This is a genomic window from Trebonia kvetii, assembly GCF_007827045.1.
Lineage (GTDB): Bacteria > Actinomycetota > Actinomycetes > Streptosporangiales > Streptosporangiaceae > Trebonia > Trebonia kvetii.
In genome coordinates this window covers 451,148-473,582 of the sequence record NZ_RPFW01000005.1, presented here as the reverse complement: position 1 = coordinate 473,582, position 22,435 = coordinate 451,148, and the positions used below count along the sequence as shown (strand labels likewise).

At 69.5% G+C, this 22,435-nt stretch carries 23 protein-coding genes; 9 read left to right on the top strand and 14 right to left on the bottom strand.

What is annotated here, in order from left to right; all coding sequences use genetic code 11:
• Positions 1–20: 20 nt before the first annotated feature.
• Genes EAS64_RS47615 through EAS64_RS27330 form a run of 4 tightly spaced genes read right to left on the bottom strand, consistent with a single transcriptional unit; the run spans position 21 to position 2,497 of the window.
• Entirely contained in the window at positions 21–551 is a 531-nt protein-coding gene (locus EAS64_RS47615) for a flavin reductase family protein (protein WP_145858060.1), read from the bottom strand.
• A gap of 16 nt (positions 552–567) precedes the next feature.
• The gene (locus EAS64_RS27340; RefSeq protein WP_145857580.1) at positions 568–1,074 is read right to left on the bottom strand and encodes a VOC family protein; all 507 of its coding nucleotides are present in this window, start codon (positions 1,072–1,074) and stop codon (positions 568–570) included.
• Positions 1,075–1,087: 13 nt separating this feature from the next.
• On the bottom strand, positions 1,088–1,975 hold the full coding sequence (locus tag EAS64_RS27335; RefSeq protein ID WP_145857578.1) for a VOC family protein: 888 nt from the start codon (positions 1,973–1,975) through the stop codon (positions 1,088–1,090).
• 27 nt (positions 1,976–2,002) lie between these two features.
• Positions 2,003–2,497 (bottom strand): hypothetical protein, encoded by a 495-nt coding sequence (locus EAS64_RS27330; protein ID WP_222849644.1) that lies wholly within the window; start codon positions 2,495–2,497, stop codon positions 2,003–2,005.
• Positions 2,498–2,638: 141 nt separating this feature from the next.
• Between EAS64_RS27330 and EAS64_RS27325 the strand changes: the two genes are divergently transcribed.
• Positions 2,639–3,112 (top strand): cupin domain-containing protein, encoded by a 474-nt coding sequence (locus EAS64_RS27325; protein ID WP_222849643.1) that lies wholly within the window; start codon positions 2,639–2,641, stop codon positions 3,110–3,112.
• A gap of 122 nt (positions 3,113–3,234) precedes the next feature.
• On the opposite strand, the gene EAS64_RS27320 is transcribed toward EAS64_RS27325, so the two are convergent.
• Complete coding sequence (locus EAS64_RS27320) at positions 3,235–4,095, bottom strand: alpha/beta fold hydrolase (protein ID WP_145857576.1); 861 nt, start codon at positions 4,093–4,095, stop codon at positions 3,235–3,237.
• Complete coding sequence (locus EAS64_RS27315) at positions 4,092–5,825, bottom strand: FAD-dependent oxidoreductase (RefSeq protein ID WP_222849642.1); 1,734 nt, start codon at positions 5,823–5,825, stop codon at positions 4,092–4,094. The genes EAS64_RS27320 and EAS64_RS27315 overlap by 4 nt, the downstream gene beginning before the upstream one ends.
• Positions 5,826–6,000: 175 nt before the next feature.
• Here EAS64_RS27315 and EAS64_RS27310 point away from each other — a divergent pair, with 175 nt between their 5' ends.
• From EAS64_RS27310 to dmpG, 3 genes are read left to right on the top strand one after another with little or no spacing between them, the layout of a single operon-like run.
• Entirely contained in the window at positions 6,001–6,801 is an 801-nt protein-coding gene (locus EAS64_RS27310; protein ID WP_145857574.1) for a 2-keto-4-pentenoate hydratase, read from the top strand.
• Positions 6,802–6,828: 27 nt separating this feature from the next.
• Positions 6,829–7,728 carry an acetaldehyde dehydrogenase (acetylating) gene (locus EAS64_RS27305; protein ID WP_145856960.1) on the top strand — a complete coding sequence of 300 codons (900 nt, stop codon included), beginning with the start codon at positions 6,829–6,831 and terminating at the stop codon, positions 7,726–7,728.
• 21 nt (positions 7,729–7,749) lie between these two features.
• Positions 7,750–8,775 (top strand): 4-hydroxy-2-oxovalerate aldolase, encoded by a 1,026-nt coding sequence (gene dmpG / locus EAS64_RS27300; RefSeq protein ID WP_145857564.1) that lies wholly within the window; start codon positions 7,750–7,752, stop codon positions 8,773–8,775.
• 116 nt (positions 8,776–8,891) lie between these two features.
• On the opposite strand, the gene EAS64_RS27295 is transcribed toward dmpG, so the two are convergent.
• Entirely contained in the window at positions 8,892–9,740 is an 849-nt protein-coding gene (locus tag EAS64_RS27295) for an IclR family transcriptional regulator (RefSeq protein ID WP_145857562.1), read from the bottom strand.
• A 268-nt stretch (positions 9,741–10,008) separates the two neighbouring features.
• On the opposite strand from EAS64_RS27295, the gene EAS64_RS27290 reads away from it, so the two are divergent.
• Positions 10,009–11,151 carry an acyl-CoA dehydrogenase family protein gene (locus EAS64_RS27290; protein WP_187366213.1) on the top strand — a complete coding sequence of 381 codons (1,143 nt, stop codon included), beginning with the start codon at positions 10,009–10,011 and terminating at the stop codon, positions 11,149–11,151.
• Between the two features lie 59 nt (positions 11,152–11,210).
• Positions 11,211–11,684, top strand: coding sequence for a nuclear transport factor 2 family protein (locus EAS64_RS27285; protein ID WP_145857558.1), 474 nt, complete (start codon positions 11,211–11,213; stop codon positions 11,682–11,684).
• 16 nt (positions 11,685–11,700) lie between these two features.
• Here EAS64_RS27285 and EAS64_RS27280 read toward each other — a convergent pair whose 3' ends face one another.
• Complete coding sequence (locus EAS64_RS27280; RefSeq protein WP_145857556.1) at positions 11,701–12,510, bottom strand: FadR/GntR family transcriptional regulator; 810 nt, start codon at positions 12,508–12,510, stop codon at positions 11,701–11,703.
• A gap of 341 nt (positions 12,511–12,851) precedes the next feature.
• Here EAS64_RS27280 and EAS64_RS27275 point away from each other — a divergent pair, with 341 nt between their 5' ends.
• From EAS64_RS27275 to EAS64_RS27265, 3 genes are read left to right on the top strand one after another with little or no spacing between them, the layout of a single operon-like run.
• The gene (locus tag EAS64_RS27275) at positions 12,852–14,429 is read left to right on the top strand and encodes a class I adenylate-forming enzyme family protein (protein WP_145857554.1); all 1,578 of its coding nucleotides are present in this window, start codon (positions 12,852–12,854) and stop codon (positions 14,427–14,429) included.
• On the top strand, positions 14,426–15,679 hold the full coding sequence (locus tag EAS64_RS27270; RefSeq protein WP_145857552.1) for an FAS1-like dehydratase domain-containing protein: 1,254 nt from the start codon (positions 14,426–14,428) through the stop codon (positions 15,677–15,679). The genes EAS64_RS27275 and EAS64_RS27270 overlap by 4 nt, the downstream gene beginning before the upstream one ends.
• Before the next feature lie 31 nt (positions 15,680–15,710).
• A complete protein-coding gene (locus EAS64_RS27265) occupies positions 15,711–16,787 on the top strand; it encodes an acyl-CoA dehydrogenase family protein (protein ID WP_145857550.1) in 1,077 nt (358 codons plus the stop codon).
• A gap of 83 nt (positions 16,788–16,870) precedes the next feature.
• On the opposite strand, the gene EAS64_RS27260 is transcribed toward EAS64_RS27265, so the two are convergent.
• From EAS64_RS27260 to EAS64_RS27235, 6 genes are all read right to left on the bottom strand, one after another.
• Positions 16,871–18,037, bottom strand: coding sequence for an RNA-guided endonuclease InsQ/TnpB family protein (locus EAS64_RS27260; RefSeq protein WP_145857549.1), 1,167 nt, complete (start codon positions 18,035–18,037; stop codon positions 16,871–16,873).
• Between the two features lie 211 nt (positions 18,038–18,248).
• Positions 18,249–18,659, bottom strand: coding sequence for a nuclear transport factor 2 family protein (locus tag EAS64_RS27255; RefSeq protein ID WP_145857547.1), 411 nt, complete (start codon positions 18,657–18,659; stop codon positions 18,249–18,251).
• 28 nt (positions 18,660–18,687) lie between these two features.
• Positions 18,688–20,211, bottom strand: coding sequence for a class I adenylate-forming enzyme family protein (locus EAS64_RS27250; protein WP_145857545.1), 1,524 nt, complete (start codon positions 20,209–20,211; stop codon positions 18,688–18,690).
• A gap of 13 nt (positions 20,212–20,224) precedes the next feature.
• Positions 20,225–20,536 (bottom strand): hypothetical protein, encoded by a 312-nt coding sequence (locus EAS64_RS27245; RefSeq protein WP_222849641.1) that lies wholly within the window; start codon positions 20,534–20,536, stop codon positions 20,225–20,227.
• A gap of 91 nt (positions 20,537–20,627) precedes the next feature.
• On the bottom strand, positions 20,628–21,392 hold the full coding sequence (locus EAS64_RS27240; RefSeq protein ID WP_145857543.1) for a crotonase/enoyl-CoA hydratase family protein: 765 nt from the start codon (positions 21,390–21,392) through the stop codon (positions 20,628–20,630).
• 30 nt (positions 21,393–21,422) lie between these two features.
• On the bottom strand, positions 21,423–22,406 hold the full coding sequence (locus EAS64_RS27235) for an NADPH:quinone oxidoreductase family protein (RefSeq protein ID WP_145857541.1): 984 nt from the start codon (positions 22,404–22,406) through the stop codon (positions 21,423–21,425).
• Between the last annotated feature and the right edge of the window lie 29 nt (positions 22,407–22,435).

Sequence of the window (22,435 nt, the reverse complement as noted above, 5' to 3'; positions counted from 1 at the left end):
CGCCCGGGCCTCCGCTGGCCTTACATCCAGCCGAGGTCGAGCTCGATGACGACCGGGAGGCTGGCCCGGGACTGGGCCTGGCCGGCCTTCCCGGCAACCTGGTCGTCGCCGAGCGGCAACGCGTGGAACTTGCGGCGGAAGTAGACGAACGGCATCTCCTCGGCCTGGCCGACCTCCTCCACCCGGCCGATCAGCACGAGGTGGTCGCCGCCGTCCACCTTGGAGTAGGTGGTGCAGCGCAGCGAGATGCTGACGTCCTTGAGGAACGGCAGGCCGTCGGCGTCCGGCTGGAAGCCGGCCCCGTCGAACTTGGCCGCGCCGCGGGTGGCGAAGCGCATCGCCAGGTCCGCGTGGCGGTGCTGCAGCACATGGATGTTCCACCGGGCCGCCTCGGCGAACGCCGGGAAGCACTGGGCGGTGTTGGCCAGGCAGGTGAGCACCAGCGGCGGGTCCATCGAGACCGAGCAGAACGAGCTTGCCGTGAAGCCCCACCAGCGACCGTCGGAGTCGCTGGTGGTGACGATCGTCGCCCCGCTGGGGAACGACGCCATGGCTTCCCTGAAGGCGCTAGAAGAGGCTTCCACCTGCGTACCACCGCTCGAATCGTTCCTTGGACCCGTGCAGGCCGGATTCCGGCTCGAACAGGACCCCAGCCGGCGAGCGCACGTAGGTGAAGGCGCCGTAGCCCTCCTCCGGTGACGCGCCCGCCAGTTCGACGGTATACCCCTTGCTGACCAGATCCTGGTTCACCTTGGTGACGTCGTCCACCCAGACGCCGATGTGGTGCAGCCCGGCGCCGCCCTCGCGCACGTCGTAATAGCTGCCAGGCGACCCGTAGAGCAGCTCGATGTGCACCGGGCCCTCGACGCTGAACGAGATCGTCAGGTCGTAGGTGCCGTACCCCTTGCCGGGGGCCCAGGCCTTCATCGGGATGGTCGCCGGCTTCGTCCAGCTCACCCCGATGGACTCGGTCAGCTCCTGTTGTGCCGCCGCCAGGTCCGCCACCTTGATGCCCATGTGGAAGACCTCACCCCACTCCAGGGCGGGCAGGACGAGGCCGCTCAGGTCAGTCATCGCAGCCTCCGGGCTACTTGGCGGGCGGGGCGGGCGGGGCGGGAGGGGGAAAGAATTTGTGGCCCCAGTGCTGCCCGGCCGTGATCTTGTATACGGGCTGCTGGCCGTCCACCCGCAGGCCGCCGTAGCCGAACTCGATCGCGTAGAGCTCGGGCGAGTAGACGTAGAAGGACGTCATCTCGTCGTTGGTGTGCTTGCCGAGGCTGTTCATCAGCGGGATGCCATACTTCTCCCGCCGGTCGAGCGCCAGCCCCACGTCGTCGAAGGACTCCGTCTCCACCATCAGGTGGATCAGCCGGCCGCGGCCAGGCGCCGAGGTGACCCCCAGCGTGTGGTGCCGGTCGTTGGAGCTCATGAACCAGACGGTGCGGTCCCTGGGGCCCATCGTGTTGCGCTCGTAGAAGCCGAGCACCTCGGTGTAGAACTCCTTCAGCGCCCTGCCGTCCTCGCCGGTGACGATGACGTGGCCCATGCCCATGTCGCCGGTCACGAACTTGCTCACCAAGTGGGGAGTCCGGACCGGCTGGTGGTCGAGGACGGGGCCGTAGAACAGCTCGATCGGGTTGCCGCCCGGGTCATCGAACCGCACGAAGCCGGTGACTCGCCGCTCGTCCGCCTCGTCGTCCGAGCCTTCTGTGACCTTGATGCCCGCGTTCTCGACCGCGGCCGCCACCTGCCTCATGTCCCGCTCGTTGAGGACCTCGAAGCCGATCGCGGTGGCCCTGGCCTCGGCGCCTGGCGACACCACCAGGCGGGGCGGGTAGTGGTCCATCCGGTAGCGCAGCGACTCGTCGCCCTCGGCGTGGACCGGCATCAGGCCGAGGAAGTCCCCGGCGAATGTCTGCCACGCGTCGAGGTCGGTCGCCTCCAGCCGCAGGTAGCCGAGCGAAAGAATAGGCACTTGTGACTCTCCTAGCGACTGGCGGGTTTACGGCTGGGGGAACTTCTTCGACCCGGATTCGCGGCGCTTCCAGTGACCGTCGTCGTGCCAGGTGGTCTCGATGAGGCCGAGCGGCTGCAGGTCCCAGCACTCCAGGTAGGTCACGCCCTCGGGACCCGAGGTGATCGTGAACGGCACTCCTTCGTCGCCCGTCCAGAACTCGCCCGGGCCGAGCTGCCGGGTCTGCTCGCCGTTGGCACCGTACTCGACGGTGAGCTGCCCGCCGACGACGATCATCAGCTGCGGGTGGTTCACGTGCCGCTTGGGCACGGTGAAGTCCGGGCGGATGCGCCGTCCCTGCCACCGGAAGGCGGGCTCGACGTTGGTGGACCGCCACATCGCGCCGTCCAGCGTGGCGGCGATGTCGACCGGCGCGTTCGCGATGAATCCGCCGTCATTCCAATAGAACGTCGGGTCGCCCTGAAAGAACTCGAGCGGTTCCCAGCCCTCGTCGGCGAGGAGATCGAAAAAGGAGATAGGCACGGGGCCATACTTGTCGAGCCGGCGGGACTGGTCAACCGGGACGTCCCGCTGGGTGGGACATGTCCTGACCTGCACTTTTTGCGTCCCGAATAACAGAACGCCCATGGTGACAGAAAAGATCCCGGCTCCTATATTGACCCCATGCCATTCTCTGTAGACAGTCTGCTCACCGACACCGACTGGATCCCCATGTCGCTGAAGGGCCAGCAGGAAAGCCCGACCTACTTCTGGGAAGACGGCGGCCTGCTGAAGGACGCGCCGGTGGACTTCGACGCGACGTTCGCGGAGAACATGTGGGTCAGCACCAAGCCGATCCAGTTCATGACGTTCTACCGCAACCCGCTGAAGGTGGTGCCGAACTTCACCGTGCCGCGCCACCTGCACAACATCGACGAGACGATCATCGTCTTCCAGGGCGAGTACAAGATCGAGTACGGCGACCCGGCCGACGGCCAGTTCGTGATCGTGAAGCCTGGCTGCTTCTTCACCAGCCGGGCGGGGACTCCCTACACGATGACGGCGGGCCCGGAGGGCGTCACCTACATCGAGACCTGGGGCACGCCGGTCACCAGCCTGAAGACCGTCTGGTACGACTACGGCTGGGTGCGCAAGTAACCGGCTAGGTTGCGCGCCCGATGGCAAAAACGCCATCGTATCGGGCGCGCAACCTAGCCGTATCTCCCGGGGGGACGACCCCCCGTACCCCCCGATGTCCGCCTTCGGCGGACGGCAATCAACTACCTGTCGCGGGCCAGGAAGGCGAGCACGGTGCTCTCGAACTCGTCCTTCCGCTCAATCATGGCCCAGTGCCCGCAGTCGTAGAGGACGTGCAGCTCGCACTGGCGGATGAGCCGCATGGCGGCGAGCGCGCCCTCCATCGGCGTCACCCGGTCGTCCCTGCCGACCACCACCAGCGTCGGCGCCTGGATCTTGGTCAGCGTCGACACCGCGTCGACGGCGCCGAACGCGCGCCCCTTGCGCATCGCCTCAAGCATCGGCCGGTTGTAGAGCTTCTTGATGTCGGACGGGGCGTCCGGGTCGGTCGCCGACTGCCAGCGCAACTCGACGAACTCGTCGGTGAGGATGCCGGTGTCGTAGACCATCGACTCCATCCACTGCACCAGGCGGTCGCGGGTCGGGTTCTCGACGAACTCCACCAGCAGTTTGATGCCTTCCGGTGGTGACGGGCTGAGCAGCGACAGGCCGACGCCGCCGATGCAGACCAGCCGGGTGATCAGGTCCGGGTGCTCGGCCGCGATCCGGGCGGCGACGTTGCCGCCCATCGAGTTGCCGATGACCGGCAGCGGGCCGAGACCCATCCCGTCGAGGAAGTCGAGCACCGCGGCAGGCCCCACCGCCAGCGGGTTGGCGTCGGGCGAGTAGCTCTTGCCGAACCCGGGGAAGTCGAGCACGTATGTGGTGTACTCGCGGGCGAGGACCGGCAGGTTGCCGCGGAAGTTCGCCCAGCCGCTGACGCCTGGTCCCGATCCGTGCAGCAGCAGCAGCGGCGGACCGTCGCCGGCCACGTGGTAGTGCAGCTTCCCCTTGGGCGTGTCGAGGTACCGGCTGGTCTCCTCGAACGACAGCAGGTCGCTCACTGGCCACTCCCCTTCACAGTCCCGATGTCCCGCGACGGCTTGCCGGCTAGGTGGCGGCCGGCGATGTAGCCGAACGTCACGCTTGGGCCGATGCAGCTGCCGCCGCCGCCGTAGATCGCGCCAAGCACCGAGGCGGCGGTGTTGCCCGCCGAGTAGAGCCCGTCGATGACCGGCGTCCGGTAGCCGAGCACGCGCGCGTCCTTGTCGATGCGCAGGCCGCCGTTGGTGCCAAGGGTGCCGGGCCACTGCTGGATGGCGCCGAAGGTCGGGCCGGTGATCGGCTTGCGGTTCACCGTGTCTGGCCCGGTGAGCACGTGCGTCTGCCCGGGGTCGCCCCAGTCGGGGTCCTCGCCCTTCTCGGCGTAGGTGTTGTACCGCTCGACGGTCGCCTCGAGCGCGTCCGGGTCGATGCCGGTCTGCTCCGCCAGCTCGCGGACCGAGCCCGCCATCTTGAGCCAGTCGGGCGCTTCCTCGCCGTCGGGGCCGGTCAGGCTCATCGCGATGCCCGGCTTGGACCCGATGATGCCCGAGTCGATGACGTCCTGGCCGAAGATGATCCAACCGGGGGGCTGGTTGGTGAACCCCGGGTTGCGCTGGTCGAAGTAACCGAACGGGTGGGAGAAGTCGTTGTAGGTGTAACCGCCGTGCATGAAGCGGTTACCGTGCTGGTTGACGATGATCGACCCCGGCCCGAGGCCCATCATCATCTGCGGTACCGGCTTGCCGTCCCGGCCCTTGTCCCACGGCTCGTAGACGACGCCGTACCCGAAGAAGGTGTTCATCGAGCCGAGCTTGGCCCCGACGGCCATCGCCATCTGGTGCCCGTCACCGGTGTTCGGCGCCGGCGTCACCGGCTTGACCTCGTACCCGATGAACGTCTTGACCATCTCGGCGTTGTGGTCGAAGCCGCCGCAAGCCAGCACGACGCCGCGGCGGGCACCGATCCGGCGGGTGCCGTCCGGGCCCTCGACCACCAGGCCAACCACCGCGCCCGCGCCGTCGGTGACCAGCTCGACCGCGGGGGTGGATGCGCGCAGTTCGCCACCGGCGTCAATCACGCCCTTCATCAGCGGGGCGATCAGCCCGCCACCCTTGGCCCGCCAGATTTCGCGCTGCCGCTTGGCCAGTTCCTCGGCTCCGACCTGGCCACGCCGCTGCTCGGGGAAGCTGACCTCCTGCGGCGGGATCCACGGGCCCGAGGCGATCTTCCGCGCGAGTTCCTCGCCGAGCTCCGCGCCGGCCGGGTAGGGCTTGACCGCGCAGGTGCGCGGGAAGTGCCTGACACCGGGGATGCGGTCGCCGATCACCGAGTAGTAGTCGTCGAGCTGAATGTGCGGCTCGGAGTCGTACCCGGTCGTCTCGATCAGGTACTCGAGCATCTCTGGGGCGGTGTCGACGTAGACTTCCTGCAGCTCGGGGTCGGAGGCGCGGCCGTCCGACAGGCGCCGGATGTACTTCAGCGCATCTTCCCGCGAGTCCCGGTCCTTGACGAAGCGGTTGTTCGGTATCCACATGTCGCCGCCGGACACGGCGGTCGTGCCGCCGAAGAACTCGTCCTTCTCGACGACCAGGGTGCTCGCGCCGCCGCGGGCGGCGAGCAGTGCGGAGGCCAGCGCGCCGCCGCCGCTGCCGACCACCACCACGTCGAAGATTTCGTCCCACTTGGAATCAGAAATTCCGGGCGCGGAATTCCCGGACACCGAGCTTGCCGACACAGGGCTCTCCGCCACTGGATGCCTCCATGCAGATAGTAAGTTCTGCCAGCCTAGCGACGGCCGCTAGGCGGGCAAGAGCCATGTTCCAGTGACCGGGACGTCCCACTGAGCGGGAAATAGCCATTTCACCGGCCTGCCGTGCGGGCTAAATTGAGGCCGCCCGACACCGCAACGAATGAGATGGACACCGATGCTCGATAGCACCCAGCGCTCGACCGCGGCCGGACTGCTCTGGGCGGCGGAGCGGGACATGGCGCCGGTTGACCCGCTGACCGAGTCGTTCCCCGGCATCGACGTGGTGGACGCCTACGAGATCCAGCTGATCAACATCCGGCGGAAGATCGCCGCGGGCGCCCGGGTGCGCGGGCACAAGGTCGGCCTGTCCTCCCCGGTCATGCAGCAGATGATGGGCGTCGACGAGCCCGACTACGGACACCTGCTGGACTCGATGGTGCTCAGCCAGGAGACGCCGATCGCGGCGGGGGGGTACTGCTACCCGCGGATCGAGGTCGAGATCGGCTACATTCTCGGCGCCCCGCTGCCCGGCGCGGGCTGCACCGAGGAAGACGTCCTCGCCGCCACCGAGTACATCGTGCCGAGCCTGGAGCTGATCGACAGCCGGATCACCAACTGGCAGATCAAGCTACCCGACACGATCGCCGACAACGCGTCCTCGGCCGGGGTCATCCTCGGCGAGGCCCGCCGGACGCCGGCCGAGCTGGCCGCCGCGGGCATCGACCTGGCCAACATCGACGCGGTGCTGTATTCCGGCGACCAGGAGGTCGCCCGTGGCAACACGAGCGCGGTGCTCGGCAACCCGACCTGGTGCGTGGCCTGGCTGGCACGGAAGGTGGCCGGCTTCGGGGTGAAGCTCGAGGCCGGGCACCTTATTATCCCGGGGTCGTGCACCAGAGCGATCGACGCGACACCAGGCACCAGCTTCCGCGCCGAGTTCGCCGGGCTCGGCTCCGTGACCGCCGAGTTCAACTAGCCGGCTTCGAGCAACAGGGAAGACACCGTGACCAAGGCCACCGCCGCGATCGTCGGGTCGGGCAACATCGGCACCGACCTCATGTACAAGCTGCTCCGCTCGGACGTGATCGAGCCGCGCTGGATGATCGGCATCGACCCGGACAGCCCCGGGCTGAAGCGGGCAGCGGACCACGGCCTGACCGCCACCGCCGAGGGCGTGGACTGGCTGCTCGCCAACGAGCGCCCCGACCTGGTCTTCGAGGCCACCTCCGCCTACGTGCACCGGGAGAACGCGCCGAAGTACGCCGAGCGCGGCATCCAGGCCGTCGACCTCACGCCCGCCGCGCTCGGCCCGGCGGTGGTCCCCGCGGTCAACCTCGGCGAGCACACGAGCGCGCCCAACGTCAGCCTGATCACCTGCGGCGGCCAGGCGACCATCCCGATGGTCTACGCGGTATCCCGCATCGTCCCGGTGGAGTACGCGGAGATCGTCGCCAGCGTCGCGTCCCCGTCCGCGGGCCCCGGCACCAGGGCCAACATCGACGAGTTCACCAAGACCACCGCGCGGGGCGTGGAGACGATCGGCGGCGCGCAGCGCGGCAAGGCCATCATCATCCTGAACCCGGCCGAGCCGCCGATGCTGATGCAGGACACGATCTTCTGCGCGATCCCGGCCGACGCCGACAGGGACGCCATCGCCGCCTCCATCAAGGAGATCGCGGCCGACGTCGCCGCCTACGTGCCCGGCTACCGGCTGCGCACCGAGCCGCAGTTCGACGACCCCACGCCGATGAGCGGCGGTCGCGCCCGCGTCGCGGTGTTCGTCGAAGTGGAGGGCGCCGGGGACTTCCTGCCGCCGTACTCGGGCAACCTCGACATCATGACCGCCGCCGCCACCAGGGTCGGGGAAGGGTTCGCCACGCGGATCCTCGCCGCGCGCGCCTAAGCCGGACAGGAGACCCCATTCATGTCATACAGCGCAGACCTCGATGTCCGCGTCACCGACTCCTCACTGCGCGACGGCTCGCACGCCATCAGGCACCAGTTCACCATCGAGAACGTGCGGACCATCGTGGCCGCGCTCGACGGAGCCGGCGTGCCGGTCATCGAGGTGACGCACGGCGACGGCCTTGGCGGCTCCTCGTTCAACTACGGCTTCAGCGCCGTGCCCGACCAGGACCTGATCTCCACCGCCGTGGCGACCGCCAGGCAGGCCAAGATCGCGTTCCTGATGCTGCCGGGCCTTGGCATCACCGACGACATCCGCCAGGCGGCCGGCAACGGCGCCTCGGTCTGCCGGATCGCCACCCATTGCACCGAGGCCGACATCTCCATCCAGCACTTCAAGGTGGCCCGCAGCATCGGCCTCGAAACGGTCGGCTTCCTGATGATGGCACACAGCCAGCCCCCCGAGGTGCTGGCGAAGCAGGCGCGGATCATGGCCGACGCCGGCGCCCAGTGCGTCTACGTGGTGGACTCGGCAGGCTCGCTGATCATGGACGGGGTCAGCGAGCGGATCGCCGCGCTGGTCGCCGAGCTCGGCGACGACGCGCAGGTCGGCTTCCACGGCCACGAGAACCTCGGGCTCGGCGTGGCCAACTCGGTGCTCGCCGCCCGGGCGGGCGCCAAGCAGATCGACGGTTCCACCCGCCGCTTCGGCGCCGGGGCGGGCAACACGCCGGTCGAGGCGTTCGCCGCGGTCACCGAGCGGCTCGGCATCAAGACCGGCATCGACACCGTGAAGATCATCGACGCCGCCGAGGAAACCGTCGCGCCGGTCCTCGCGAGCAACCCGCCCGAACTGAACCGGCTCTCGCTCACCATGGGCTACGCCGGCGTGTACTCAAGCTTCCTCAAGCACGCGGAGATCCAGGCGAACAAGTACGGCGTGTCCGGCGCCGAGATCCTCATCGAGGCCGGCCGCCGCAAGCTCGTCGGCGGCCAGGAAGACCAGCTCATCGAGATCGCGGTGGGCCTCGCCCAGCGCAAGTAACACCAAACCGATCGGTCCGAACGGGTGCGTGGTGACTCCTCCGGGTCACCGCGACCCGCGGGCGGGCTGGTCGCGCGGGACGCTTCTTGCTGTTATCGGATAGCGGCAGCGCGGGGCTAGCGGGCGGCGGCCAGCGGGCGGGGCAGCGGGACGACGTCGCCCGACCAGACGGCGGCGGCGGTGTTCCGCACCTCGTGGACCAGGGAATGCGCCCGGATCCTGGCGATCGGCCCGGTCACCGAGACGGCGCCGATGACCCGGTCGCCGCTGCGGATGGGGGACGCGACGCAGCCCAGGCCCTTGTAGGCCTCTTCCCTGTCGTAGGCGATACCGGTCTGCCGCGCGCTGTCCAGGCTGGCCTGGATCGCCCGCGGCTCGATGACGGTGAACTCGGTGCGGCGCCGCATGCCGGAGAGCGCCGACGCCTGGCGGGCCGGGTCCTCGAACGCCAGCATCACCTTGCCGAGCGCGGTGCAGTAGGCGGGCTGGCGGCCGCCGACCCGGGTGGGCAGCGAAACCCGGGTGGTGCTCACCCGGTCGAGGTAAACCACCTCGCCCTGGTCGAGGATGCCGAGGTGCACCACCAGGCCGGTGCGCAGGGCGAGGGAGTGCAGGTGCTTGAACGCGGCCTCGCGCAGCCCGGTCCGCTGGAGGGCGACGCTGCCGAGCTCGAGCAGCCTGAGCCCGACCCGGTAGCCGCCGCTGTTCCGCTCCAGCCAGCCCACCGCGCACAGCTGGTTGGCCAGCCGGTGCACGGTCGACTTGGGCAGGCCGACCCGGTGGCTGATCTCGCTCAGGCCCAGGGAATGGTCGCAGCCGTCGAACGAGGCGAGGATGGCCTCGAGCCGGCCCACCACCGTGCTCGCCTGGCCGTCGTCTTCCATGTCTTGGTTCGCTTTGCCGATCGGCCGGACGTTTCCGCGCCGGACCGCGGACGAGCCACCTGGGTACTGAAGCGCAGCCACTACCTGGTCACCTCCGTCTTCACTGACTGGTCAGTACATAATAAGAACACCCAGACGGCGACCGCAATGCACTGACGTGGTCAAAAGCTTACGAGTCGTCCCGGCCAGCCTGACCGACCAGTCAGTCTTGCTGGAAGCTGGCCTGGCCGCCCGAGCCGGGGCAACTGCGTCCCGCCTAGCAGAACGGCCAGCGTGACACCGGCGGGCGGCCACGGTAGCTTCGCGCTTGGTGAATAGTGTTTGGCGTGGCGACACGATGAGGAAGCCAATGACTGAAAACGCAGCATCTCAGCCGCAAAGCAGCGTGCTCGGCAACGTGCGGGCGCTGCTGCCAGAAATCAGCGCGCGTGCCGAGGAGATCGAGCAGGCGCGGGCGGTGCCGCGTGACCTCACGGAGAAGCTGCGGACTGCTGGCGTCTTCCGGCGGTACGTGCCGCGCTCGCACGGCGGTGACGAGATGTGGCCGGATGAGGGCCTGACCGTGATCGAGGAGCTGGCCAGGGCCGACGCCTCGGTCGCCTGGGTGGCGGCGGTCGGCTCTGAGGGACCGAGCTTCTACGCGTACCTGCCGCAGGACACCTACGACAAGATCTTCGCCGACGGCCCCGACGTCATCCACTCCGGCGTGATCAACCCGACAGGCAAGGCGGTGCGGGACAAGGGCGGGTTCCGCTTCAGCGGCCGGTGGTCGTTCGCCAGCGGCTCCAACAACGCCGACTACATCTGCATCCACGGCGTGCTCGACGACGGGTCAGGCACCAGGCTCGGCGTGGTCCCCGCCAGCCAGGTGCAGATCGACGACGTCTGGCACGTGAGCGGGCTCAAGGGGACCTCGAGCAACGACGTGGTGGTCAGCGACCTGTTCGTACCCGAAGAGTGGACCGGAACCTTCGCCGAGCTGCCGAAGGTCGCCCGGCATCCGCTCGACCAGCGGCAACTCGGCGCCCGCTTCGGTTCTGAGTTCGCCGCCGTCGCCATCGGGATCGCCCAGGCGGCGCTCGACGACATCACTGGTATCGCCCGCAACAAGATCCCGGCCACCTCGCGCAGCAAGCTCGCGCAGGACCCGGTCGCGCAGTACATGACCGGCCAGCTGGCCACCGACCTGTACATGGCGCGGACGCTGCTGCACCAGGTCGCCCGCGATGACCAGGCAAGCGTGGCGTTCGGCCCGCCGGACGACACCGCGACGATCATCAGGCGCGCCCGCCTGTCGCGGGCGGCGTCGGTGGCGGCGACCGTCGTCGAGGGCGCCTACAGCATCTCCGGCACCACCGGGCTGTTCGAGTCCTGCCCGCTGCAGCGCCGGCTGCGCGACGTGCGCGCCGTCACCCAGCACTACATGCTGTCCGCCCGCAGCGCCTACGGCCCGGTCGGCACCGCCATCCTGAGCGAGGACTCCGCGGGCTGAGCTTCCGCGGCCTGAGATTCCGCGGTCTGAGACTCGGCGGGCTGAACCTGGAGGTTGCGATGCCGGCCAGCGATTTGAGCAGGGTAGCCGTGGAGGCGATGCGGCTGCAGAACGGGTATGCGCTGGCGATCGACGCCCGCGACTGGGAACTGTTCCGCACCGTCTTCACCCCTGATGTGCAGGCCGACTACCCGCACAGCACATTCGACGGCATGGAAGCGTGGCTGGAGAACTTCATCCCGTTCCACGACACCTGCGCGTGGACGGTGCACGAGATCACCAACCATGTGGTCGGCGAGGACAGCCACGGAATCTGGGCCACCTGCTACGGGTGGGTGCGCTGGACGATGAAGGACAAGCCCGGCTACATCAACCGGGCCGAAGTGCTGTTCCGTGACCGGCTGCACGAGGACGGCGGTACGTGGCGCATCGCCCGGCGCAAGCTGCGGATGCTGTCGTCCATGCCGCAGGCGCCAATTCCCGCCGGGTACAACCTGCTCCAGTCCGTGCTTGACCTTGCCGACTGGACCTGACGGGCCTCGCGGCCCGTCAGGTGAACAGCTCTACCACCGGCGTGTCCCCCAGCTCGTCCTTGAGCAGGAAGACCGCGGCCGAGTCCATGTGGCTGCGCCACAGCCGCCGCGCGCCGTCGGCGTCGCCCGCCTCGATCAGCGCGACAAGCTTCCGGTACGACCTGACCGCCCGCCGGAACCGTTCCGGCGACTCGGCCGGGTCGAAGCTGCGCGACACCCGCAACTCGGTGTGCATCGCGACGATGTCGCGCAGCACCGCGCCCTGCAGCGCGAGTGTCTTGTTCCCCGACCGCTCCATGATCAGCTCATGGAAGCGGTGGCTGTGGCGCGTCCACTCGGCTAGGTCGGGCGCCCGGCCCTCGGTGGCGTCGATCGCGGCCTCGGCCTCGGCGATCACCGCGGCCAGGTCGGCGATGTCCTGCTCGGTGCGGCATTTGGCGAGCATGCCCGCGCAGTACGGCTCGGCCACCTTCCGCGCCTCGTATACGTCGTCGATTGTCGCACCCTGAAGCTGCAGCAGCAGGCCCACGTAGCGGGCCGCCACCGACGGATCAGGCGCCACCACCAGGGCGCCGCCGCGGCTACCGGGCCGGACCACGATCAGCCGTTCGGTCTCTAGAATGCGGAAGGCCTCGCGGATCGTCGGCCGGGAGACGCCGAAATGCTCCATCAGCTGGGTTTCCGGCGGCAGCTTCTCCCCCGGTCGCACCGCGCCCCTGACGATCTGGCGGCGCAACTGGGCCGCGATCAGCTCGGATGTCTTCGGTGCGCGCACCGGCTGGCCGATCTTGCCGTCAGGCAGCCGGGTGTGGTTGATCGCTGTCATCGCGGCTAGACCTTGCTCCTCGGGCAGAACTCATCTCTTGGATACATTAGAAGAGTTATCTAAATTAAACAACTGCGCGCGAAGGACGGCATGACCTCGGGTGCGGCCAGCTGTTCCTGCCAGGTCCCACCCGGCATGGCGAAGCCGGCCGGGCCATTTCGACAGCCCGGGCACACCTGTCCAGAGCTTCACCGTCACCTCTTCCGCCACACTGGCACCGCGGGCTGAGTAGACGATCTATGTTTTTGTTTAGTAATATGAATGTACCTTATGATCTCATGGACGGCCGGTAGCCGGAGCATGAGAGCACCACCCAGCCAGCTGACTGGAGGCCCGGACGGATGATCGACAACAGCTCTCGGGTACCCGACTCGTTGCTGTCGCGCCGGATCTGCCAGATGGTGAAGCTGGATCCGGACGCGCCAGCGGTGTTCTTCGACGGCCAGACGTTTACCTGGTCGTTCTACGCGGACGCGGTGGCAGACCTCGCATCGCTGCTTGCCGCCTATCCCGGCGCCCGGCGCGTCGGCATCGTGCTGCGGAACCGGCCGGGCCCGATCGCGGCCCTGATCGCCACCCTCGGCACCGGGCGCGAGGTAGTGACGCTGAGCCCGCACCTGGGTGACATCGGCCTGGAGCAGGACATCCTCGACTTGGCGCCTGACGTGATCGTGGCGGAGGATGCCGACTGGGCACGCGCGGCCGTGCTCGGCTCATCCGAAATGGTCGGCGCGATCGCGCTGCGGACCGGGGCCGACCGGGGCCTGGCAGCCCAGCCCGTCTCATGGTCGCCGCGCCCGTCCCTGCGGGACCCTGGCGATGTCGCGGTGCTGATGATGACGAGCGGCACCACCGGGCGGCCGAAGCGGGTCGAGCTGACCTACGACCGGATGACGGCGGCGTTCCGTGCGGCCGGGCTTGTCTTCGACGATGCGCACGAGCCGCACCTGCGCGGCCGCACCGACATCTTGTGGGCGTCGGTCGCGCACATCAGCGGCCTGTACTTCGCGGTCGCGCACGTGGTCGAAGGCCGCACCATCGCCCTGCTTGAGAAGTTCGAGGTCGTGGCGTGGACCGAGCTGGTCAGGCGGCACCGCCCCGGCTACGTGCGGCTGCCGCCGACCGCACTGCGGATGGTGCTGCAAGCCGGAGTGGACACCGAGACGTTCGACAGCGTGCGCGCGGTCGGCTCGGGCACCGCGCCGCTGCCGCCTGAGCTGATGGATGAGTTCGAGGCGCGCTACGGCATTCCCGTGCTCGGCAACTACGGCGCGACCGAGTTCGCGGGCGCGATCGCCGGGTGGACGCTGAAGGACAAGAAGCAGTGGGGACCGCGCAAGCGCGGCAGCGTCGGTCGTGCCCACCACGGCATCGAACTGCGCATCGTCGATGGGGAAACCGGCTCCGTCCTGCTGCCCGGCGAGACCGGCCTGCTGGAGGCGCGCGGCGGCCAGCTGCCGGGAGCGGACGGCGCCTGGCTGCGCACCACCGATCTCGCCACCATCGACGACGAGGGATTCCTGTTCATCCGCGGCCGGGCCGACGAGGCGATCAACCGGGGCGGCTTCAAGATCCCGCCGAGCGTGATCGAGGACGCGCTCGCCGCGCACCCGGCCGTCGACGAGGTCTCGGCGGTCGCGCTGCCCGACCCCCGGCTCGGCCAGGTGCCCGTGGCGGCCGTGACGCTGCTCAGCCCGGCCACCGAGGAGGAGCTCATGGAGTACCTCACCAGCCGGCTGACCAGGTACCAGCGCCCGGTGGCGATCAAGGTGGTGGACCAGATGCCACGGACGCCGTCGCTCAAGATCAGCCGCGCACTGGTCCGCGAGCACTATTTCGACGGCGACACCCAGCACGAAGCCGTCGAGGTACCCGAAACTTCGCCTGGGGACACGGCGATGACAGGAGAGCCCTCATGACGACTGATCAGGCCGGGTACGGGGTCCTCACCGACGAGTCGTTCGAGCGCTCGCGGCAGCGGATCGGCATTCCGATGCGGATCAACCCGGCGCACATCACCGAGGTGACGCCCGACGCCACCCGGCACTTCGCCTACGGGTACGGCGACGACAACCCGCTCTACTGCGACCCCGAGTACGGCAAGAACACCCGCTGGGGCGGGCTTGTCGCGCCGCCGAATTTCACCTACTGCATGGGCGAGAACGCGGCGCCGCCGCTCACCCCCGCGCAGAAGGAGCTGCTCAAGGGCGACCCGTTCGCCGGCCTCGGCTCCTACCAGGCGGCGATGGAGTTCGAGTACTACCGCCCGCTGACCGCGGGCGACCGCTGCCAGGTCATCCGCGCCCAGGTCGGGGTGGCGGACAAGCCGAGCCGGTTCGGCGGCCGCACCGCGCACGTGACCCACGACTTCCTGTACGCCAACGGGCACGGCCAGATCGTGACCGTCCAGCGCGGCACCTGGATCAACGCGGAACGGCACACGTCCCGTGAGCGATCTGCGGGGGCGGGCGGGGCGGGGGACAAACAGCCTGTCACCTTCGACGCCTACACCGACGAGCAGATGGCGGAGATCGATGCCGCCTACGACGCCGAGACCCGTCGCGGCCCGCGCACCAGGTACTTCGAGGACGTCGAGATCGGCGAGGAGATACAGACACGGGTCAAGGGCCCGCTGGTGGTCACCGACCTGGTGGTATGGCATCTCGGCTGGGGCATGCAGCTGACGCCGCCGGGCGCGTTCGGCATCGCGCGCAAGATCCGCCGCAAGGCGCCCGGCCTGTACCCGCCGAACGCGCGCAACATCCCTGACACCGTGCAGAGGCTGCACTGGGACCCGTCCCGGGCACAGGAACTCGGCATCCCGATGAGCTACGACTACGGCGCCATGCGGGAGACCTGGCTGACCCACGCGCTGACCGACTGGGCGGGCGACGACGGGTGGCTGGCGCGGCTGCGCTGCCAGCACCGCAAGTTCAACTACATCGGCGACACGACCTGGGTGCGCGGCAAGGTCGTGGACAAGGTCCAGGTAGACGGCCGTAACGAGGTCCACCTCGAGGTGGCATGCTGGAACCAGCGTGGCGAGCAGACCACCCCGGGCAGCGCGGTGGTGCTGCTGCCGACGCGGGACAGTGCGGTGGAGCTGCCGGCGCCGCCGGCCAGCTCGCTCGACGAGCTCCTCGCATCCGAGATCGCCCGCCACGCGTGACCGCGGGTACCGACATGACCATGGAGCCCAGGTGGACTTCGAGCTGACCGAGGAACAGGCCGCGCTGCGCGAGGTATCGCGCGGCATGCTCGCGGCGAACTGCCCGCCTCAGCTGGTGCGCTCGCTAGCGAGCGCGGGCAAGGACGTCGACGACAAGCTGTGGCGGCGCGGCGCGGAGCTTGGCTGGACCGGCCTCGCCGCCCCCGAGGAGTACGACGGCGCGGGCCAGGGGCTGGTCGAGCTGTGCCTGGTGGCCGAGGAGCTCGGCCGGGCGGCGGCGCCGGGTGCGTTCACCGACAGCGCGCTGACGGCGCTCGCCCTCGCACGGCTCGGCAAGCCGGAGCTGGTCCCCGCCCTCGCCGCGGGCGACGTCAAGGCCAGCCTCGCCTGCCACGGGGCGGTGGCGGCGCACGACGACGCGGACGACCTGGTGCTCAGCGGCCGCGCCACGGCCGTGCAGGCCGCCGCGGCGGCCGACTGGCTGCTGGTGACGGCGGCCAGCGACCGGGGCTCCGGTTCTCTGGCGGGCCGGCGCCTGGTTCTTGTCGAACGGGCCAAGGCCGCGGTCGAGCCCCGGCGGACGCTCGACGAGACCCGCCGCTGGTATGACGTGGTATTCGACGGGCTGCGGGTTCCCGCCACGGCGGTGGTCGCCGCCGACGAGGCGCAGATCCGGTGGCTGATCGACGCGGCCGCGGTGCTGAGCGCGGCCGACTCGCTCGGCGCGGGTGAGCGGCTGCTCGGCATGACCGTCGACTACGTCAAGGTGCGCGAGCAGTTCGGCCGCCCGCTCGGCAGCTTCCAGTCGGTGAAACACAAAGTGACCGACATGCTGACCACCCTGAAGGGCGCCCGGGCGGCGACGTATTACGCGGCGATGGCGCTGGACGCCGGGGACGCCGAGGCCACGATGGCGGCAAGCGCCGCCAAGGCGTTCACCGCCGAGGGGGTGGCCGCGCTGGCGGGCGAGGCCCTGCAGACCCACGGCGGCATCGGCTTCACCTGGGAGCACGACCTGCACCTGTACCTGCGGCGTGCGAAGGTCAACGAGATGCTCTTCGGGTCGCCCGCCGAGCACTACGAGCGGATCGCCGCGCTGATGGAGTAGGGCCTACCGTTGACGCGCTCCCCCGCCTGAAGGCGGGGACTCAGTCCGTGCCGGTTCACGCGGCACCTCTGCGGCTTCCCGCTTCACCGGCCGGCGCCGGCGTTTCCGCTGGTCTTACCTGGCCTCCACGGGCGTTGAGCCTCCCTGCGTCCCAGGGCGGCGATGTTCCTCGCGGCGTTCACGTCACGGTCGTGGACCATGCCGCACGCGGCGCACTGCCATTCGCGGACGCCGAGCGGCTTGGGGCCGTCCTTCACCCCGCACGCGCTGCACACCTGGCTCGTGGGCTCGAACCGGCCGGTCTTCCGGAACTGCCGCCCGTACAGCGTCGCCTTGTACTCCAGCATGCTCACGAACGCCGACCATCCGGCGTCGTAGACGGACTTCGCCAGCCGCGTCCGCGCGAGCCCCCGCACCGCAAGGTCTTCCACGGTCACCGCTTGGGTTTCGCGGATGACCTGGGTGGAGAGCTTGTGGTGGAAGTCGCGCCTTGCGTCGGCGACGTGCGCGTGCGCCCGCGCGACTCGCACACGGGCCTTCTCCCTGTTCTTGCTTCCTTTCTGCTTGCGGGACAGGTCCCGCTGCGCCGTCTTCAGCTTCCTTTCCGCCCGGCGCCAGAACTTCGGGGCGGTGACCTTGGTCCCGTCGTCCATGACGGCGAAATGGCTGAGCCCCAGGTCGATGCCGCATTCGCGGTCAGTCTCCGGCAGCGGACGGGGGGTGACCTCCACGACGAACGAGACGAAGTAACGGCCGGCCGCGTCGCGGGTGAGCGTGACCGACGTCGGCGCGGCGGGCAGCGGACGGCTCCACCGGACCTCGACGTCGCCGATCTTCGGCAGCCTCAGGCGCCCGTTCGGGAGGATCTTGAACCGGCTGTTGGCGGTGAACCGCAGCGACTGGCGGGAGTCCTTACGGGACTTGAACCGGGGCGCTCCAGCCTTCCGCCCCTTGCGCTTGCCGCTGAGGGAGCTGGAGAAGGCCCGGTAGGACTTGTTCAGGTCGGCGAGGGACTGCTGCAGGACAACCGAGGAGACCTCGTTCAGCCACGCCCGGTCCGGGGTCTCCTTCGACTTGGTGAGCCGGGCCGACATCTCCGCGTCCGTCGGGTACTTCTCCCCGGCCTCGTGCGCGGCCGTGCGGTGCGCGAGCGCGTCGTTCCACACAACGCGGGCGCACCCGAACGCCCGGCCGGCCGCGGAGCGCCCAGCCGGGGTCAGGTTCGCACGGTAGCTGTAACGAAGCTGCACGCCGCCAGTATGGCTGGCATGTCTGACAGCGACGATTGCCCGCACTGGCAGGCACCGTGCCTTCATCCCACGGCCGCCCTGTCGAAGCTGGTCAACTCCCTCAAAGGGGTTTCCTCACGGCGGATGCGGCTACATCGAGCAGCAAGGACCGGCCGGCGTAGTCACGGGCTGAGGCCCGGCCCCTTTCACCACCAGCCTGAAGGCCGGCGCACTAGGGGCCAACCCGGTAGCCGCGGATGGACTTGTCCTTGATTCGCCAGCCGGCCGGCGTGCGTACAAGGACATCGCGGTAGGCGATGTCGGCGATACCGCCCTCGTGCAGCGGAATCAGTGCCTTGGTTCGCGTGACGACCTCGTCGCCGGACGCGCTGTCGATGGTGTGGCTGACCAGCATGTGCTGAACCGGATGCCGCAGGGTGCGCATCGCACGGTCTATCTCAGCCAGTCCGGCGAACGGCCCCTCGCCTGACGGACGATAGTCAACGACCGCGTCGTCGGTGAATACCTCGCCCAGGCGGTCGAACTCGCGATCGTCGATGAGAAATCCGTACTTCATGATCACGTACTGGATGGCGAGGACGTCCTCGCTGCTGAGTCCGTGCAGATCGGATGGAACGGCCACGGCGAGCTCCCTGTTCGTAGACTGGTGCTTAGGGCCGGGGTGCGGCCGTCCGCTCGTCGCTATCGGCCTGTGCGACCAAGCCGGGGACCATGCGGCGCAGCAGCTTGCCTGTCTCGGTGCGCGGCAGCGCGTCGAGCACCCAGAAGCGGTCCGGGGTCTTGCTCGACCGCAGCGCCTGCAGGGTGAAGTCGCGCAGCTCGGCTGGATCGAGATCGGCATCCGGGCGGGCGACGACGGCGGCCTCGATCCGCTGTCCCCACTCGGAGTCGGGCACGCCGAACGCCACCGCGTCGAGCACCGCCGGGTGCCTGAGCAGGACGTCCTCAATCTCGGCGGGCGCGATGTTCTCCGCGCCGCGGATGATGGTGTCGTCGGTGCGCCCGCTGATGAAAAGGTATCCGTCGGAGTCCAGGTAGCCGTCGTCCCTGGTGTCAAAGAAGCCGCGGTCGTCTACCGCACGCCCAAGGCCCGCATACTCCGCCGACACCTGGCCGCCGCGCACGCAGATACGGCCGGGCTGCCCGGGGCCGACGACCTCACCGCCGGGGCCGCGGATTTCCAGTTCGATCCCGGGAAGCGGCCGGCCGACGGACGACAGCCGTGCCCGCACGGCGGGATCTGCCGACGCCAGCGCGGCCCGGTGGTCCTCCGGCCCGAGCAGGGCCACGGTGGAACTGGTCTCTGTCAGCCCGTAAGCGTTGACGAAAGCCACGCCTGGCCATTCCCGCAGTGCCCGCTCGATGAGCGCGGCAGGCATCGGGGCCCCGCCGTAGGAAAGCGAGCGCAGGGAAGGCACCGACCGGTCGGCGGCGCTTTCGATGATCCGGGCGAGCATGGTCGGCACCACCATCGCGCTGGTGACCGCCTCCTCGCGGACCGTGCGCAGCCACTGATCGGGGGTGAACCCCTCGAGCACGAGGGTGCGGCGGCCGGCGTAGAGGTTGGTGATCACGTTGGCGACGGCGGCGATGTGGTACGGGGGAACGCTGACCAGCGCCGCCTCCGTCTCGTCGGCCGCGGCGAACTCCACAGAACCGAGCACGTAGGAGACCAGGTTCTCGTGGCGCAGCAGCACGCCCTTGGGCGCGGATGTGGTCCCGCTGGTGTAGATGACGACGGCGACCGGGTTCTCGTCGCCGTCCGCCGGTTCGCCGGCCTCGCCGCGGTCGGCCGCGGTTTCCCGCAGCCACCCGTCGGCGGTCATCGCGTTGCGCCCTGCCCGCTCGAAATTGGCCAGCGCTCCCGGCGCGGCGATCGCCAGCGCATTCGGGTGCTTGGCGAGCAGGTCGTCGAGTTGCCGCTGCCCAAGCCGGTAGTTGAGCGGGACGAGCGGCACCCCGGCCCGGGCGGCCGCGAACAGGGCGACGGGAAAGGCGGGCCCGTTGACATCCAGGTAGACCAGGGAGTCGGCCGCGCGCTCGCGGATCAGCGCGGCACCGGAATGCGATCGCCGGGCAAGCTCGGCGGCGGTCATGCCGCCGGACCGCCGCCCGGCCAGGATTCGGTCGCCGAACCCGTCGGCGGCCATGTCGAGCAGCAGCGTCAAACGCACGGGAAATCCTTGCTCAGTCGGAGGCCGGCAGCGGCTTGGCCGCCTGGATCAGCAGCGCCTTGCCGTCAAGGGCCAGGGTGCCGCTGCCCGCCTTGGTGCACAGCAGCTGGATGGTCTCCGCCTCGTCCACGTAGCGCTTGCCGATCTGGGTGCCGCCCATCAGTGCCGGGTCGGCTTGTGCGGCCGTGACCGGCTCGTCGGGGGCCGCCATCGGCACCCCGCCGCAGGTCAGCGTGCACTCTACCGCGGGCGCCTTGATGACGATCACCGCGGTGCTGTCCACCGCGCTGACGAGCTGCTGCCCGGCCCGAAACTTCACAGCCATTCGCTGAACTCCCTGAACTGATAAGCCCGCCATCGCACTCGGCCTGCCGGCCGGATGACATCGATCGATAATATCAGTTTACTGATTTGAATTAAACACCGCGCCAGACCGGGGCTCGCTTCTCCGCGAAGGCGGCGGCGCCCTCGCGGGCGTCGGCCGATTCGAACACCGGCTTGTACAGTTCCTCTTGCCGCTGCCAGCCCTCCGCAACCGTCCAGTCGGCCTGGGCCCTGGCGATCTGCTTGGTGACCGCCACCGCCAGCGGTCCGTTGGCGGCGATCAGCCCGGCGAGCGCGAGCGCGCCGTCGAGCGCCGTGCCGTCAGGCACCAGGCGGTTGACAAGACCGAGCTCCGCGGCCCTGGCGGCGGTGATCTGTTCTCCGGTCAGCAGCAGCTCCATCGCCGCCGCGAACGGGATGCGGCGTGGCAGCAGCAGGGCCGCGCCACCGCCGGCCACCAGGGCGCGCTTGACCTCGGGCACGCCGAACTTGCTGCTCTCCCCCGCCACCACCAGGTCGCACGCCAGCATCAGCTCGAACCCGCCGGCCAGCGCGTAGCCTTCCACCGCGGCGATCAGCGGCTTGCGCGGCGGCGTGATGGTAATGCCGCCGAAGCCACGGCCCGGGATCATCGGCTTGTCGCCGCGCATCCAGGCCTTAAGGTCCATCCCCGCGCAGAACGTGCCGCCCGCCCCGGTCAGCACCCCGACCCGCAGCTCGTCGTCGCCGTCGAGCTCGTCGGCCGCCGCCGCCATGGCGCGGGCGGCGGCGCCGTCGAGCGCGTTCCTCGCCTCGGGCCGGCTGATGGTGATGACCTGAACATGGCCGCGCCGCTCGACCGTTACTGGCTCCGCCACTGTTCTCCTCCTGTTGTCGGGTCCTTGTGTCTACGCCAGGTCTGGGTTCACCCGGATGACGACCTTGCCCGTCGGCAGCCGGTCGGCGACCCGCCGCAGCGCTGTGCCGATGTCGGCCAGATCGTGCACCTCGGACACGGCGGGCCGCATGCCGCCGGCGACCAGGTCGGTCAGCGCCTGCCTGGCGCGTGCCGTTTCCTCCGGCATGCGCTCGGTCCATGTCCGCAGCTCAAGCCCGCGGACGGTGATGTTCTTGAGCAAGACGATGTTAAGCGGTATGCGGGGGATGTCGCCCCCGGCGTAGCCGACGGTCACGAACCGCCCGCCCCACCGGATCGCGCGCAGCGCGGGCTCGGCCCAGCGGTCGCCGACCGGGTCGACCACCAGGTCGGCGCCCTCGCCGGTGATCTCCTTGATCCGCTGCTTGAGGTCCTCGGTCACGTAGTCGACGCCCGCCTCGGCGCCAAGCTCCGCGCAGACCTTGAGCCGCTCGGCCGAGGAAGCCGCCGCGATCACCCTGGCGCCCAGCCGGACCGCGACATCGACCGTGGCCGAGCCGACGCCGCCGGCCGCGCCGAGTACGACCACCCACTGCCCTGGCCGCAGCTCCCCGGCGGTGACCAGCGAGTGGTAGGCGGTCAGATAGGTGACACGGAAGGCGGACGCCTCGGTGAGCGACAGGCCAGGCGGCACCGGCGCGACCGCGCGGGCCGGCACAAGCACCTGATCGGCCATCGCCCCGGTGAATACCGACCCGTAGACCAGGTCGCCGGCGGACACCCCGGTCACTCCCTCGCCCACCGCCGCCACCCGGCCGGCGAACTCGCTGCCGGGGGTGAACGGGAGCGGTGCGGGCACCTGGTACTTGTTGGCGATGAAGAGCAGGTCGGGGTAGTTGACCGCCGCCGCCGCGACGTCGACGAGCACGTGACCGGGGGTAACCTCCGGACTTGGTATGTCACGGATGACCACGTTCTCCGGACCGCCGTACTCCTCGCAGCGCGCTGCCCTCATGCGTCCTCCAGGTCTCGGCTTGCCGCAAA

Coding starts and splice junctions, on each gene's coding strand:
- EAS64_RS47615 (WP_145858060.1), bottom strand. CDS start 551: ATGGCGTCGTTCCCCAGCGGGGCGACGATCGTCACCACCAGCGACTCC.
- EAS64_RS27340 (WP_145857580.1), bottom strand. CDS start 1,074: ATGACTGACCTGAGCGGCCTCGTCCTGCCCGCCCTGGAGTGGGGTGAG.
- EAS64_RS27325 (WP_222849643.1), top strand. CDS start 2,639: ATGCCATTCTCTGTAGACAGTCTGCTCACCGACACCGACTGGATCCCC.
- EAS64_RS27310 (WP_145857574.1), top strand. CDS start 6,001: ATGCTCGATAGCACCCAGCGCTCGACCGCGGCCGGACTGCTCTGGGCG.
- dmpG (WP_145857564.1), top strand. CDS start 7,750: ATGTCATACAGCGCAGACCTCGATGTCCGCGTCACCGACTCCTCACTG.
- EAS64_RS27290 (WP_187366213.1), top strand. CDS start 10,009: ATGACTGAAAACGCAGCATCTCAGCCGCAAAGCAGCGTGCTCGGCAAC.
- EAS64_RS27285 (WP_145857558.1), top strand. CDS start 11,211: ATGCCGGCCAGCGATTTGAGCAGGGTAGCCGTGGAGGCGATGCGGCTG.
- EAS64_RS27280 (WP_145857556.1), bottom strand. CDS start 12,510: ATGACAGCGATCAACCACACCCGGCTGCCTGACGGCAAGATCGGCCAG.
- EAS64_RS27275 (WP_145857554.1), top strand. CDS start 12,852: ATGATCGACAACAGCTCTCGGGTACCCGACTCGTTGCTGTCGCGCCGG.
- EAS64_RS27270 (WP_145857552.1), top strand. CDS start 14,426: ATGACGACTGATCAGGCCGGGTACGGGGTCCTCACCGACGAGTCGTTC.
- EAS64_RS27245 (WP_222849641.1), bottom strand. CDS start 20,536: ATGGCTGTGAAGTTTCGGGCCGGGCAGCAGCTCGTCAGCGCGGTGGAC.
- EAS64_RS27235 (WP_145857541.1), bottom strand. CDS start 22,406: ATGAGGGCAGCGCGCTGCGAGGAGTACGGCGGTCCGGAGAACGTGGTC.